This window comes from Actinosynnema sp. NPDC037264 (assembly GCF_055603705.1).
The window spans coordinates 9,576-23,165 of record NZ_JBVJVK010000093.1 but is presented as its reverse complement, the minus strand read 5'-3'; the positions used below and the strand labels follow the sequence as shown (position 1 = coordinate 23,165).

At 72.1% G+C, this 13,590-nt stretch carries 9 protein-coding genes and 1 pseudogene; 2 read left to right on the top strand and 8 right to left on the bottom strand.

Annotated elements, in window-relative coordinates; all coding sequences use genetic code 11:
- Window positions 1–82: 82 nt before the first annotated feature.
- The 6 genes from ACZ7GX_RS43225 to ACZ7GX_RS43200 all read right to left on the bottom strand — a co-directional run bounded on the left by ACZ7GX_RS43225 (window position 83) and on the right by ACZ7GX_RS43200 (window position 9,501).
- Window positions 83–223, bottom strand: coding sequence for a twin-arginine translocase TatA/TatE family subunit (locus tag ACZ7GX_RS43225; protein WP_498786290.1), 141 nt, complete (start codon window positions 221–223; stop codon window positions 83–85).
- Between the two features lie 12 nt (window positions 224–235).
- Window positions 236–4,282, bottom strand: coding sequence for a hypothetical protein (locus tag ACZ7GX_RS43220; RefSeq protein ID WP_498786289.1), 4,047 nt, complete (start codon window positions 4,280–4,282; stop codon window positions 236–238).
- Window positions 4,283–4,284: 2 nt separating this feature from the next.
- Window positions 4,285–7,545: a hypothetical protein gene (locus ACZ7GX_RS43215; protein ID WP_498786288.1), complete on the bottom strand. Its 3,261-nt coding sequence runs from the start codon at window positions 7,543–7,545 to the stop codon at window positions 4,285–4,287.
- A gap of 108 nt (window positions 7,546–7,653) precedes the next feature.
- A complete protein-coding gene (locus tag ACZ7GX_RS43210) occupies window positions 7,654–8,001 on the bottom strand; it encodes a hypothetical protein (RefSeq protein WP_498786287.1) in 348 nt (115 codons plus the stop codon).
- Between the two features lie 168 nt (window positions 8,002–8,169).
- Window positions 8,170–9,039 carry an alpha/beta fold hydrolase gene (locus ACZ7GX_RS43205; protein ID WP_498786286.1) on the bottom strand — a complete coding sequence of 290 codons (870 nt, stop codon included), beginning with the start codon at window positions 9,037–9,039 and terminating at the stop codon, window positions 8,170–8,172.
- Between the two features lie 27 nt (window positions 9,040–9,066).
- Window positions 9,067–9,501 carry a cellulose binding domain-containing protein gene (locus ACZ7GX_RS43200; RefSeq protein WP_498786285.1) on the bottom strand — a complete coding sequence of 145 codons (435 nt, stop codon included), beginning with the start codon at window positions 9,499–9,501 and terminating at the stop codon, window positions 9,067–9,069.
- 215 nt (window positions 9,502–9,716) lie between these two features.
- Here ACZ7GX_RS43200 and ACZ7GX_RS43195 point away from each other — a divergent pair, with 215 nt between their 5' ends.
- Window positions 9,717–10,007 carry a hypothetical protein gene (locus ACZ7GX_RS43195; RefSeq protein ID WP_498786283.1) on the top strand — a complete coding sequence of 97 codons (291 nt, stop codon included), beginning with the start codon at window positions 9,717–9,719 and terminating at the stop codon, window positions 10,005–10,007.
- 222 nt (window positions 10,008–10,229) lie between these two features.
- A pseudogene (locus tag ACZ7GX_RS43190) lies at window positions 10,230–10,416 on the top strand (IS5/IS1182 family transposase); the annotation flags it as partial.
- On the opposite strand, the gene ACZ7GX_RS43185 reads toward ACZ7GX_RS43190, so the two are convergent.
- Together ACZ7GX_RS43185 and ACZ7GX_RS43180 are read right to left on the bottom strand one after the other, a co-directional pair.
- Window positions 10,417–12,345, bottom strand: a complete 1,929-nt coding sequence (locus tag ACZ7GX_RS43185; RefSeq protein ID WP_498786281.1) for a carbamoyltransferase C-terminal domain-containing protein — start codon at window positions 12,343–12,345, stop codon at window positions 10,417–10,419.
- Between the two features lie 23 nt (window positions 12,346–12,368).
- Complete coding sequence (locus ACZ7GX_RS43180; RefSeq protein ID WP_498786279.1) at window positions 12,369–13,466, bottom strand: insulinase family protein; 1,098 nt, start codon at window positions 13,464–13,466, stop codon at window positions 12,369–12,371.
- Between the last annotated feature and the right edge of the window lie 124 nt (window positions 13,467–13,590).

Below are 13,590 nucleotides of genomic sequence, written 5' to 3'. Positions count from 1 at the left end.
GTGGGCACTGTTGCGCGACAACCGGCCGTTCACAACGACAAGTTCCGCCACACCAGCGCCCACAGCCACTTGACACGGGTCATTAAGACTCGTCGTCATCGCCTCGGCGCAGTTCCCGGCGCGCGTCGGACACCGACCGCGCCAGCTTCGGCAGCCTGCTCGCGCCGAACAGCAGCACCAGCACCAGCAGGATCAGCAGGATCTCCGTCGTTCCCAGCGGCACGGCACGCTCCTCTCAGGACAGGGGGACGGTGTCGGTGTGGACCAGCCGGGTGGCGGCGATGCCGTTGTTGCCGTTGCGGTGCTGCTCGAACTCCTCGACGGCCAGCCTCAGCGGACCGGCGCCGGTGGGCAGCGACACGGTGCCCGACCAGGTCAGCTGACCGCCGCCGGTGGTCGGGTCGGCCAGCACCGCGGTGTAGGACAGCCCGGCCGGCTGCCAGCGCAGCACCGGGTCGGTCACGCCGTCGAGCTGCCGCTCCACGGTCACCCTGATCTCGTTGAGGTGGCCCGACTGGGTGAGCGTCGCGCCGGGGCCGGTCACCTGGACGGTGCGGGTGGGGCCGCTGCCGGTCACCACGACCGTGCGGTCGGGCGCGACCTGCATGAAGTCCGCCGTCACCACCGAGGACAGGTGGCAGTCGACGACCGACTTCGGCTGGAAGCGGGCCAGGGCCAGCCGCACGAACGGGAAGTAGCCCTCCAGCGCAGTCTCACCCTGCCGGGTGATGCGGATGTCGGAGTACCACAGCTTGCGCTCCGCGTCGAAGGCCACGTCGTGCGCGGCGACCTTCAGCCCGGTGGTCGGGAACTCGGGGACCGTCATGCCGGTGCCGAAGTAGGTGGCCAGCGGGAACGAGGTGTCGAGCACGTCGTCGGGCACCGAACCCGAGTGCTGGGTCGCGTCGTTGCCCCACATGGTCACCGCGCCCCGCAGGTGTTCCGGCACGTCGCTCGCCGGGTCCGGCCACAGCAGCACGGCCAGCTTCTCGCCGTCGCCGCTGGACCACCACGGCCGCTCCAGGTACACCCGCAGCCCGCCGCCGCGCCGCACGCTCTGCCCCGGCGCGGGGTTCTCCCAGCGGAAGATCGGCACGACCTGGCGGATCTTCGGCGCGGCGGGGCGCGCCGAGCTGAAGATGTCCTGCTCCAGCACCGCGGCCGCGCTGCGGGTGTCCGGGCGGACGAACGACACCTCCAACGTGCGCGGCGACGTGAGCCCGCCGTTCGCGGTGCGGCGGAAGGTACCGGTGGCCGCGTCGGTGACCACGTAGTCGCCCGGCGCATTCCGCGGATCGCTCCCCGGCGGGGCGGGCTGGTACTGGTCGCCGGTGGCCTTGTCCACCACGACCAGGTGGGCCGGGTCGACCGGCACGCCGAGCACGTGCTGATCGCCGCTGAAGGCGACCTCCCGGCGCTCCTGGAAGAACTCGCCGAAGCGGGTCGCGGCCCGCACCTCGTACCGCACGTGGCGGTACTTGGTGTCGCCGAACTCGTGCCGCGCCTGGAACTGCACCGCCTCGGTGGCCGGCGTCGCCCCCTGCACCGGGTCCAGCGCCACGGTGATCGGTGCGGCCCGGAAGTCGCGGGTCGGGACCTCGTCGGACACGCCGTCGTCCACCGGCATCCGCCAGCGCGCGGCGAACTCCACGCTGCCGCTGCTCTTGCGGCTGACCCGCATGGACGACCCGAGCAGCGCGTGCGTGGAGCCGATCCGCCCCTCGTTGGGCCGCTTGGCGGTGACCCCGGCGATGTCCGGCACGGTCAGCGGCTTGCGCACCGCGTGCACCAGGGTCAGCGTCCGGGACGGGGTGAACATCCAGTGCCGGCCGCCGACCACCGACTCCCGGACCGCGTCGATGTTCACCTGGTCGGTCGGGTGGGCGGCGTTCCAGTCGGCCGCGCCCTGCTGGATCAGCGGCCACAACGCCATCAGGTTCAGGTCGGCCGCGTCGAACTGGGCGGAGAGCTGGAGCTGGTAGCTGTCGCCGGGCATGAGCCGCACGGTCAGCAGGCGCGCGGACTCGGTCCACGTCCAGCCCGGCGTGCCCTGCTGGAGCCGGATGCGGAAGCCCTTGGCGACCGGCCAAGTGGCCGGGTCGACCGCGGTGATCGTGGTGGACGTGGTGCTGCCGGGCAGGCCGCGGACCAGGATCCGCCGGGCCAGCGGCTCGGGCAGGTACGGCACGGGCAGCTGGTCGGTGTCGTAGTACCAGTACCGGTCCGCGGGCGCGGGCAGGGCGCGCGCGGAGGCGTGCTGCTCCAGCACGGCGGCGTCCCGCGTGGCCAGTTCGGCGTAGCGGGCGGCGTCCATCGGCCTGCCGGTGGTGCCCTGGTCGAGCATCCCGTGCTGCTCGGCGACCTGCACTGTGGTGCGGGGCGGCAGGACGTGGCGGTCCACGGTGCCCACGGCGGTGTCGGTGCCGGTGTTGCCGCGCAGCACCATCACCTCCAGCGACTCGCCCTCGCCGGGTGCCGAGCGCAGCAGCACCTCCGGCGCGGCCACCGGCTCGAACCGGCGGAAGGTCTCCACCGGGGTGCTCGACACCGCGTCGGTGACCGCGTCGGCCTGCTCGGTGGACAGCGAGTTGCCCGCGATGTCCACCACCCGCGCCCGCAGCCGGTACCGCCGGCCGAACCGCAGTCGCGGCAGGGCGCGCGCGCCGAACCGAGTGCGGAACGGGAAGTCCGGGTCGAGCGGCGCCTCGGCGTCGGCCAGGCCGTTGTCGCCGGTCAGCGCCTTGCCGGGGCGGCCGACCGCGAGGCTCCAGCCCGCCCAGTGCACCAGCGACTCCTGGATGTACAGGTCCTCGTCGCCGGTGGCGCCGGAGGTCGTCGGCGCGGTCTGCGCCGCCGTCTCCTCCAGCACCGGGACCGCTTCACCCGTGCGCGCGAACACGTACGTGCCGTCGCGCCACATCAGGGAGAACCACTGCCCGGCGTTCTCGTCGCGCACGTCCCACCGGTAGCCCCGCACCACGTCGTCGGCATTGAGCGCGATGTTGTCGGTGATCTTGTCCGGACCGGCGAACGCCGCGTCGTTGAGCGCCCGGCCGCGCTCGATCCGGCCGGCCAGCCGGACGGCCCGGGACAGCCTGCCCACCGAGAACCCGGCCGTGCGCAGCGCCGGCAGCGCCTGCTCGTCCGGTGTGCTCGCACTGCGCTTGCGCACCTGTCCGCCCTGGTCGACGCGCATCCGGGTCACCGTGTCGGCGAACTGGCGCACGGCCAGCGCGGCGCTGTCCGGGTCGACCTGCACCACGGCGAACCGGTCGGCGTCGCCCACCCTCAGCAGCCCGTCGCGCAGGTCGCTGTCGGAGTCCAGCGGGGTCGCGGTGAACACGTGGCCCTGCGCGCCCTTGCCCACCCGGCACCGCATCGTGGGCCGCACGTGCACCGCCGAACCCGTGCCCAGCAACGGGTTCAGGTCGGTGACCACCCGCACCCGGGTGACCTGCTCGTTGCCGCGCACCAGGGACAGCACGGCCGGGTCGGTCGACTCGAAGTCCAGCACCAGCCCCAGCAACCGCTGGAGGTGGTGGTGCTCCCGGGTCATCGCGACCACCTGGTGGAAGTCCAGCTTCGGAGCGGGCAGCGGTGGCAGGTCACCGACCACCGGATCCCTTCTGCGGTGGAACCGCTCCGCTTGCAGGAAGGTCAACCCCATCCCGTCGGCGGTGGTGGCGTCACCGGGCCGGAACGGCACCGCGCACTGCGCCGGGTCCTGCGAGTCGGGGCTGAACATGCGCTCCAGCTGGCTGCGCAGCCGCCGCTTGCGGTCCAGGCCGGATTCGGTCCCGTTGCCGTCGAACTCGAACCCCACGGGGCCGAACGCGTCGGCCGCGGCCAGCTCGTCCAGCGTCGGGAACCGCTCGGGTGACCGCGCACCGAACCTGCCGTAGCGCTGGTTGACGAAGTCGCGCACGTGGCGGGTCGGGTAGGAGCGGATCCGCCGGCGGGTGAACCTGGTCTGCGCGTGCCCTTCGACGCGCGAGGTCCGGGTGAACAGCGCCGTCCAGCGCCGGCTCTCCGGTTTGGACACCCGTGTGGCCGTGGCGCGCACCGGGCTGCCGGCCTGGTCGAGGATGTCGGGGAACTCCAGCTGGAACGCGGCCGGTGAGACCCGCGCCGGCCAGTCGAGCCAGTCCGGGAACCCCTCCAGCGTGCCCGGCGCGGGCTCCGGCAGCAGGCGCGGCGCGACGTGCACGGAGAAGCGGACCAGGTCCAAGCCGGGGGTGACCCCGTTGGGCAGCACGGTCCAGGTGATGGTCTGCTTGCTCATGATCACGCTCCGACGGGTGCGAAGGCGGCGCAGTAGCTTGCCCAGTCCTGCTGGGTGAAGGCCGCGCCGAACGGGTGTGCGGGCACTGCCGGCGCCGCGGCCAGGGCCGCGCGATCCCCGCCCGCCGCGCGCCCGGCGGCGGGCGCGGAGGTCTTGGACAGCTCGCGCCGGGTCCGGACGGTGAAGGTCTCGCTGTAGAACCACGTCTCGATCGAGACGCTCACGCTCGCCTCGCCGACGAGCGCGGAGCTGCCGTCGGTCTTCTTCTGGTACGTGAGGCCCAGGTAGAACTCGATCGACACGCTGACGATGCCGAGGAAGTCCAGGGCGCCGCGCAGCCGCAGGAACGCGGTGAGGCCGGCCTGCGAGCGGACCACCTCCGCGCCGTTCTCCACGACCTTGACCTTCTCCAGCAGGTAGGAGATGCCGCCGACGGCCTCGACCCCGCCGCTGGCGATGCCGACGTCCAGCGCGAACGCCGCGCCGAAGGTGAACCCGACGTCCAGCCGTTCCAGGCCGTCGGCGCCCAGCGCGATGCCCGCGTAGCCGCCGCCGGCGAACCAGGAGATGCGCAGGTTGAACGGCCGGTCCCGGGTGTTGAGGTCGAAGACCACTCGCACCGAGCTGCCGTCGAACGGGATCGCGACGGAGGCGGCCACCGCCAGTTCCTTGAGCTCGAAGATCCCGAGCGACACCGTGGGCAGCCCGAACCGCAGCCCGGCCTGGACCCCCGAGGTGCCCGCGGTGATCTCCACCTTGCCGCCCAGGAACGAGCACAGCTCGGCCAGTTCCTCGACGAACTCGAAGGCGTTGTGGAAGCTGACCTCGCGGATGCGGCAGTCCACGGTGGGTTTGGCGCCGCCGGTGTGCTTGAACCGGAAGTAGTCGAACTTCACCGAGATGACCTGCCACGACTTCTTGCCGAACAGGTTCAGGGCGAAGTCGCGCAACTCGCCGTCGACCCGGTAGGTGGACTCGACCCCGTCCTGCACGGGGTCGGTGTAGACGGCGTGCACCTTGAGCGTCTTGGCGTTCGGGGCGGTCGACAGCGGTTCGAAGACCGGCAGCTGCTTGGGCCCCTCCTGCAACGGGGGCGTCCAGAGCAGCGTCCACTCGTGGACGCCGACGTCCTCCCGGAAGTGGTGGCCGAGCTTCGGCACGACGAGCGCGTTCTGCTCGCCCTCGAGCGGGGTGGACAGCAGGTCCTTGATCGCGAGGCCGCCGAGCACCTTGGCCTTGGTGGGGTCGGCGAACACCTTCGCCGGGTCGTAGTACTCCGTGGCCGCCTGGGTCACGTCGCCGGTGATCGTGCCGTTCTTGGCCGACCGCCCCCGGATGCCGCCGTTGGGCGTGGCGACGCCGGTCGAGGCGGCGGGGAACTCCAATGCGGGCGGCACCGGAATCGCCGGGTGGGTGGCCAGGTAGACCGCGCCCCTGTTCCCGGCGTGGTCGATGCCGCCGTCCAGGTAGGCCGCGGCGTACACGAACGACGTCGTCGCCGTCGCGGTTCCGGTCAGCGCGGCGACGTCGGGCAGCCGCAGCGCGGCCAGTTCCAGGCTGGGGACGAACGGCGCCCGGCCGGCGGCCACCAGCGTGCTCATCGAACCGTTGGCGGCCACCGAGTTGAACACGAGCTGGTCGGTGGTGGCCGCGGTGCTGCCCACCGGGTACGGCCCGCGCTGCGCCAGGGCGATGGTGCGGCCCCCGGTCTCGGCGGTGCGCACGGCGCCGGCGGCGGGGTCCGGGGAGTTTCCGGTGTTGTAGGCGTTGCGGAGGTCGGTGAGCAGCCGGGTGGCGTTCGTATCGGTGACCGTGCTCTCGGGCACGAACACCACCGCCGCGGAGAAGTCGACCTCGACGCCGTCGTGGTCGGTCCCGCGCAGGTGGAAGGTGACCGGGGTGTCCGGCGCGGCGGCGGCCCGCGGCACGAACGACCGGACCGTCGTGGTGGACCCGGTGACGAAGTCCGAGCGCGTGGCCTTCAGCGGCGGTGTGGTGCGGGTGACCACTCGGATCGCGGTGAAGGGCAGCTCACGACCGGCGTGCGGCATCGTGTCGTCGCCCGCGTAGGCGCGCACGGGTTGCTGCACCACGATGTGCTGGCTGCGGTGCACGTAGGCGTACCAGGGGCCGGGGGTGCCGTCGGGGTTGGGGCGACGCCCGAACCGGCGCTCGGCGAGGTTGACGAGCGAGGCGCGGTGACCGTAGGGGAACAGGAAGCCCGCGTCCTCGGTGCGCACGAGGTGGTCGCGGCCCAGGGTGGCGCGGTGCTGCCAGCCCTTGAGCCCGAGTCCGCCGGCGGGCGGGTAGGTCCACCGGCCCTCGGCGTCGAAGGTCGCGCCCAGGCTGCTCAGCGTCAGCTCCGTCACGTCGATCGGCTTGGGCAGGGCCGGGTCGAGGCTGGTGCGCAGCGTCGGGTCGGCCGACAGCCGGACGATCGAGAACCGCTGCCGCGGCGTCAGCACGTGAGCGATGTCCTCGGTCTCGGGCACCGACGTCGGGTTCTGCACCCATGTGGCCATCTGCGGGTCGGAGAGCCAGATGGCCCGAACCGTGCGGCCGGTCGCGTGGTCGTCGACGGCACCGGACCCGGTCTTGGCGCCCAGGCGGGTGTGCCACAACTCGGTCCACCCGTTGCGGGTGACCGGTGCGGCGGAGTGCTGCCAGCCCTCGTTCTCGTTGGGTGACAACAGGATCCGCCACGGCAGCTCCAAGGCGGTCTGCGTGTCGGTCGGCGCGACGAGCGCGGACGCGGTCTGGGTCCTGGTCGCGGTCGGGGCCAGGCTCGGGAAGAAACCGGTCCACGCCAGCAGCGCGTCCACCGTGACCGCCATCGGCAGCGCGGCGGTGATGTCGAAGGCCAGCCGGCTGCGGCCGGCGACCCTGGTGGCGAGCGGGATGTCGGTCAGGCGCAGCGGGTCGGTCAGCATCCGCTCCAGCACCGCCTGCGGCGGGAAGTGCACCACCAGGAACGCGCTGCCCGTGGTGACCTTGCGCAGTTCGGCGCCGCCGGAGGTCTGCACCACGTCGGCGTTGAACAGGTCGACCCTCAGGTTCAACGAGTCCTCCCGGCGGCGCAGGTGCAGCGACCGGGTCGCGGCGGCGGCCAACACGACGTCACCGGTCGCGTCGTCGTCACCCGTGGGGCCGCCCGCCGACGCGACCGCGAGCACCAGGCCGCCCGCGCCGGCCAGGTACAGGAACCGGCGGCGGCTGAGGTTCTTGCCGGGGTCGCCCGGCGGTGGCAGTTCGTTCTCGCTCATCGCTCGTCCTCTCGTGTGCGGTCGGTCGACCGGGCCTGGGTCCCACTCGTGCTGAGCGAGGTCGGACCGCCCCGGCGGGCGGTCCGACCTCGTGCGGAACCGGACCGATCAGAAGGGGATCTCGACGATCGTCATCGAGTTCACGCCCCAGTAGCAGGAGCCGGCGCTTCTCGTGCTGGTCGTCCAAGGATCGATCTGGAGCGCCTTCGGGCTGTCGTACGTGAACCCCGCTGTGCAGTCGACCCGCAGGAACCACTGGCCGGTGCCGGTGCAGCTGGCGTTGCCGCGGTAGTTGCCGAAGCTGCCGCTCACCCAGGTCGAGCAGTTCATGCCGAAGTACGGCGTGACGAACGCGGCCTGCACGGCCTCGGCCGACACGGGCTGGGCCGACGCGGTGGCAGCGCCCCCCATGCCCACTGCCGCGGTGGCCAGCACTGCGGCTCCCAGGTTCCTCATTCGCTTTCCCATGGTGGTGTTCCTCTCTTGTCGATCGCAGTGGACTGTCCTGATCGGACGATCAGGCGCCGGACGAGGGCGTGCTTCACCGACGGACGGGCCGTCTCCGGGCCGCGGCCGTGCTCTACTCCCCCCGGCGCGCGACGACCGGGGTGGCGCCTCGACCGGTTATCGGGCGCGGTAGGCGTTCTCGACGATCGCGTCGACGATCGTCGGCCATGCGCCGGGCGGGAAATCGTGCCCCATGCCCGGGATGAGCAGGAGCCGTGCGCCGCTGATCGCGGCCGCGGTCGCCTCGCCGCCGGAGTGGTGGCACATGCGGTCCACCGTCCCGTGGATCACGACCGTCGGAGCCGTGACCCGCGCGAGCTGGTCGGTTCGATCCCCCGCCGCGCGCACCGCCTTGTACTGCCGGTGCCGGCCACCGCGGTGGTCGGGGTCGCGGCGGAACGCGAGCGCGGTCGCCCGCCTGATCTCGTCGACGTCCTGCTCGAAGCCGGACGAGCCGATGGTGTCGAACAACCGCACGCGCCGCTCGATGGCCTGCTGCTCGGTGCGGGCGCGCCGGGAGAACAGGTGGCGGAGCAGCCGCGGCGAAGTGCGACCCTTGCCGCGGCGGCCGGTGGTGGACATGAGCGACGCCAGGCTCAGCACCCGTGACGGGTGGCGCACGGCCATGACCTGGGCGATCATCCCGCCCATCGACGCACCGACCACATGGGCGCGTCGGACGCCGAGCGCGTCGAGGAGCCCGATGGCGTCGGCGGCCATGTCGTCCAACGTGTAGTCGGCTCGGGGCAGGTGTGTCGAGCGTCCGGCGTCGCGGTTGTCGAAGCGGACCACGCGGAAGCCGCGTTCGGCGAGTTGCCGGCAGAACTCGTCGGACCAGTGCACGAGCTGGAACCCCAGGCCCATGATCAGCAGCAGTACGGGCTGTCGCTCGTCGCCGAACGTCTCGTAGCACAGCTCGATGCCGTTGGCCGGGACGATGTGTTCCGCGGCGCTGGTCGTGCGGTCCTGCATGGTCTTCTTCGCCATTCGCGAGTGGGTGGACGGGTGTGGAGGTCAGCCGGTGACGCAGGGGAGGTCGTTGAGGGTGACGTTGGCGACGCTGACGTCGGCCGGGTCGGTGTTGCGGCCGTTGAACCCGACGTTGGTGTACCGGCCGGGGGCCAGGCTCGGGAGCCAGTCGGGGGCGTTGACCCGGATGTGGCCGCTGTACGACACGAACCTACCGCCGTACGTGGTCTGGATGAGGGCGCCCGGTGACAGGTCGAACTCGACCCACCAGCCGTTCACCGGCTGCGAGCCGGTGTTCGTCACCTTGATCCCGGCGGTGAACCCACCCGTGAAGTTGACGGCCGTGTAGTCGAAGCGGCAGGAGGCCTCCGCCGCGACGGAACCGGCGGCCGAGGCCGCAGGCGCCGCGACGGTCGCGACCCCGGTCAGCATCGCGGCGACGGCCGCGGCGGTGGCGAGACGGCGGGTGAGGTGCCGCATGACGGTGCTCCTTCGTCGATCGGCGGTGCGGGCGCGTCCGCTTCGCCACCGATCATCGTGCGGGCGGGCGGCACATCCCAGCGCCACTACGCGTTCCCTCGCGGTGTACCACTTCACCGGGGAGCGCCGCCGGTCAAGGGACAACAAGTCGATCTTCGATGTTCCTTCGCTGAGGTCGTGACAGGGATCCCTGTGGCGGCGCCCGCCCACGCGGCATGTACCTCTTCAAGGGCTTCGCCGGCTCGGAGTGCGACCTCGCGCAGGTCCTCTGTGATGCTGGCGGCACTGGTCGTGGTTTCGCCGGTGACCGGTTGGAGTGGCTGCTCGCGTTGTTCCGGCGTCACGGTGTGCAGGTGTGGCTGCCCGAGGCCGGTGACCCGGTCGACCCGGAGGGTCCGGAGCGCCGGGCGTTGGTGAGGATGCCGGGTGTGCAGTCGTTGCGCGAGGTGGTCCGTTGCTCGGCATCGTGCGATGGCGGCCATGCCCTCTTGGTCAGACTCGCGTGAGACACCTGGTGTGAGGGTGGGTTCATGATCGAGGGCGGGATCGGAGATCCTCATGACCGCGTCCTCGCCATCCGACAAGCAGCCCCGGCCCTCCCGCGGTGACCATGCCGACCCGCACTGCCCGAGGTGGCCTGGACCACCCAACCCGTCGATCACCCACCACCAGCCCCGTAGACACAACCTGTCTCACTTGACCTGACGACAACCGTCCTGCGGATCGGCGCGATCCCGCCGATCCGCAGCGTGGTCGGCAAGCCGAGGCGGCGCCCGCGCCGGCTCCACGCCGACCGCGGCTACGACCACGACAGGTACCGCCGCCCGGTTCGCCCCCGCGGCACCACGCCCGTCATCGCCCGTCATCGCCCGTCGCGGCGTCGCACACGGCTCCGGCCCGGGCACGGTCCGCTGGTCATCCGGGGAACAGGCCCGACAGCCTTTCCTCGGCGGCACGGCGCAGTTCGGGGTTGGCGAGCATCATCCGTTCCACGTCGGCCCGCATCGCCGCGGCACCCTCGGGTGTCCGCACGTCGTGCAGGACGATGCTGGCCGGATTGTGCAGGGCGATGTAGAGGTGCAGGTCCGGCACGCCGTGCGGGTTCAGGGCCGCTCGCACCTCGTCCCGCTGGGCCGCGGTCATCGGCAGGAACGGCTCCCGGGTTCGCGCCCGCGGGCCGGTCTCGGGGAACTCGTCGGCGCGGGTGAAGGTCACTCGCAGCCCGTTGAGGTAGGCGACCGGGATGCGCTTGCGGAGACAGAAGTTCACCGCCTCGGCGAGCGTGTCCACGATCGGCTCGCCCTTGTCGTTCAACGACGTGTTGCACAGGATCGGCACCCCCGTCCGGGCGTGGAAGGCCGTGATCAGGGCGTGGAGGCGGGGCTGCTGGTCGACGCGCAGGGTCTGCACGCGCGAGGAGCGGTCGAGGTGGGCGATCGCGGGAACGCGGTCCACGACGTCACCGCGCACGGTGAACGTCTCCAGCATGTACGGCGACCGCGCGCAGTCCTCGAACCAGTCTCCGGCGAACTCCTCCAGCACGACCGGGGCGACCGGCCGCCACCACTCCCGCTGCTTGATCTCGTTGAGCCGGTCCTTGGCCTCCGCAGAGGTCGGGTCGGCCAGCAGGCTGCGGTTGCCCAGCGCGCGGGGCCCGATCTCCGACCTGCCGTCGAACCACACGACGGGGTGCCGGATCAGGTCGTCCACGGCGGTGTCGAGGTCGAGGGCGTCGACGGTGCCGATGAAACCCCCGAACTCATCCAGCGCGGCGTCGAGGTCGTCGTCCGCCCTGCCCAGGTAAGCGCTGGGGAAGTGGAAGTCGAACCGCCCCGCCAGCTTCTTGTGGAACGCGCCGAGCGCGATGCCGACCGACTGCCCCCCGTCGCTGACGTGCGGCGGCGCCAGCAGTCCGGCGAAGCCGTACTCGCGCATGAGGTGGCTGTTCGTCGGGCAGTTGAGGGCAAAGCCGCCGGACAGCGCGAGGTGGCTGCGCCGCGGGTCGATGCCGAACTCGTCGAGCACGCGGTCCAGGTTGCGCTCCACGATCATCACTGAGATCGCCTGGACCTCTTTCATCACGGCGCTGACGAGGCTCTCCCGCTCGGTGAAGCGCGGGTCGGGCGACAGGGTGCCGCGCACCGAGTCGACGATGATGTCGAGGGCCACGGGCATGTCCTTCATGGACCGGGGGCCGGAGAAGTCGAACTCGTCCACGATCCGCTGCCGATCGGCGAACCCGGTGGCCTTGGTCGAGGTGGCCAGCGCCATGAGCGTGCCCTCGCGCATTCCCAGGCGGTCTTTGGCGATGCCGTAGAGCGGACCTGGCGACTCCACGGGGAAGAAGCTCACGTCACCCCGCTCGACGACGCACCCGGCGAACCACCGGTCCTTGACCCGACCGTCGAGCACCCGGTCCGGGCCGCGATCCATCGCGAGACCGACGATGGTGCCGCCGAAGAACAGGTCGCTGTCCATCAGCACGGCGCTGTAGAGGTGCGACAGGGCGTGGTAGGCGAGGTCGGGGTGCTCCGTGACGAGGTGGTAGTCGTCGGTGGTCGCGATCCCCGGCGTGCCCCAGACCTCGACCACGTCGTCGAAGCTCAGGCCGTGCGCCGCCAGCAGGGAAGCCAGGAAGACCCGGAGGTCGTCCAGGGTCCGAAACGGGGTGCGGTGCTGCTTCTCGCCGCTGATGCGCTCCAACTCCCACACGTGTTCCAGGCGCACCCGCGATCCGGACTTGTGCCACAGCGACACGTTGCCATCGTGCCGGAAGACCATGTCGAAGAGGCTGTGCAGGCCCACCGGGTTGAGGTAGGTCGACAGGTAGAAGCCGTCCCGCATCGGAGGTTCCTTTCGCTCCCGGCTCATCCGCTCAGGACTACACCGAAAATCCGGTCAGGGTGGAACAGCCGCAGCGCAGCGGGTGCGTGTGCCGGGCCGCTGCCGCGCAGCAGGTCGGCCTGCAGCCTGGGGTCGGGGTGCGCGTGGCGCTCGACGAGGTCGTCGAGGAGCGCGTCCGCCGCCTTCGCCTGCGACGCCGCCGCGCGCAGGATCGACGCGGCGCCCCGCTCGGCGGCGAGCCCCAGTTGCACCGGGGGCTCGCGGTGGACGTCGGCCACGGTCGCCACGACGGCCTCGACCAGTCGATCCGCGGAACCGGCCGCGCCGCTCGCAACGATCATGAGCGTCGTGCGGCCGCCTCTGCGGAACACCACGCTGTCGGCGTGGTAGCTCAGACCGGTGTCGCGCAACGCACGGGTCAGCCGCGAACGCACCGGGTGGCCGAAGTCGACGTTCACCACGAGTGCGCCCCAGTGCTCCGGGTCGTGCGAGCCGGGGATCGGCAGCCCCAGCCGGATGTCCGCGCCAGGTCCACCTGGGAGCCGCAGCAGGTCGGGAGAGGGGGCGACCACGGCGTCTGCGAACCGGCGGCGGGGATGGGCGGGCAGGTCGAACTCGGCGTGCGGGTCCACGTCGCCCACGAGGACGATCGCCAACTCTCCCGACAACAGCAGCTTCTCCAGTCGGTCGCCCACGGCGCGATCGGCGACCGCGGCGGAGCCGGCAGCCAGCTCCGCCGGCGACCACGCACCCGCCGAGCCGGGCAGGAACGCCGCGCAGAAGGCCGCGTCCGCGACCTCGCGCGCAGTGGCCGCCCGCCGGGACTGCTCCCGGAACGCGGCGTGACGCGAGTCGCCCGGCGCGGCAGGTCGGAGGCGGGCCAGGGCCGGCACCGCGCGGGCGATGTCGGCGGCGAACAGGCGCAGGGTCAGGTGCAAGCCGCTGTAACGCCACTTCCCCGACAGCCGGTGGACGCCGACACCGGCGGCGTCCAAGGCCCGGCGAGCCTGTCCGAGCAAGACGTGCTGGGCGGCGGACCGCTCCACCGCCGCGTCGAGGGACTGGTCGTCGTCGGCCCAGTGGAAACGGACCTCGACCAGCGGGACGGTGGGCCGCCGCACCACAAGGAGCGTGGGGGGGGGGGGGGGGGGGGGGGGGGGGGGGGGAGGGGGGGGGGGGGCGGGGGGGGGGGGGGGCTGGTCGTGCTGCCACAGGAGAACCCCACCGTGCAGACCGCCCTGTCCA

Bases quoted from the DNA above. Each gene is read 5' to 3' on its own strand.
- ACZ7GX_RS43220 (WP_498786289.1), bottom strand. From the start codon at position 4,282: ATGAGCAAGCAGACCATCACCTGGACCGTGCTGCCCAACGGGGTCACC.
- ACZ7GX_RS43215 (WP_498786288.1), bottom strand. From the start codon at position 7,545: ATGAGCGAGAACGAACTGCCACCGCCGGGCGACCCCGGCAAGAACCTC.
- ACZ7GX_RS43210 (WP_498786287.1), bottom strand. From the start codon at position 8,001: ATGAGGAACCTGGGAGCCGCAGTGCTGGCCACCGCGGCAGTGGGCATG.
- ACZ7GX_RS43205 (WP_498786286.1), bottom strand. From the start codon at position 9,039: ATGGCGAAGAAGACCATGCAGGACCGCACGACCAGCGCCGCGGAACAC.
- ACZ7GX_RS43200 (WP_498786285.1), bottom strand. From the start codon at position 9,501: ATGCGGCACCTCACCCGCCGTCTCGCCACCGCCGCGGCCGTCGCCGCG.
- ACZ7GX_RS43195 (WP_498786283.1), top strand. From the start codon at position 9,717: ATGTACCTCTTCAAGGGCTTCGCCGGCTCGGAGTGCGACCTCGCGCAG.
- ACZ7GX_RS43185 (WP_498786281.1), bottom strand. From the start codon at position 12,345: ATGCGGGACGGCTTCTACCTGTCGACCTACCTCAACCCGGTGGGCCTG.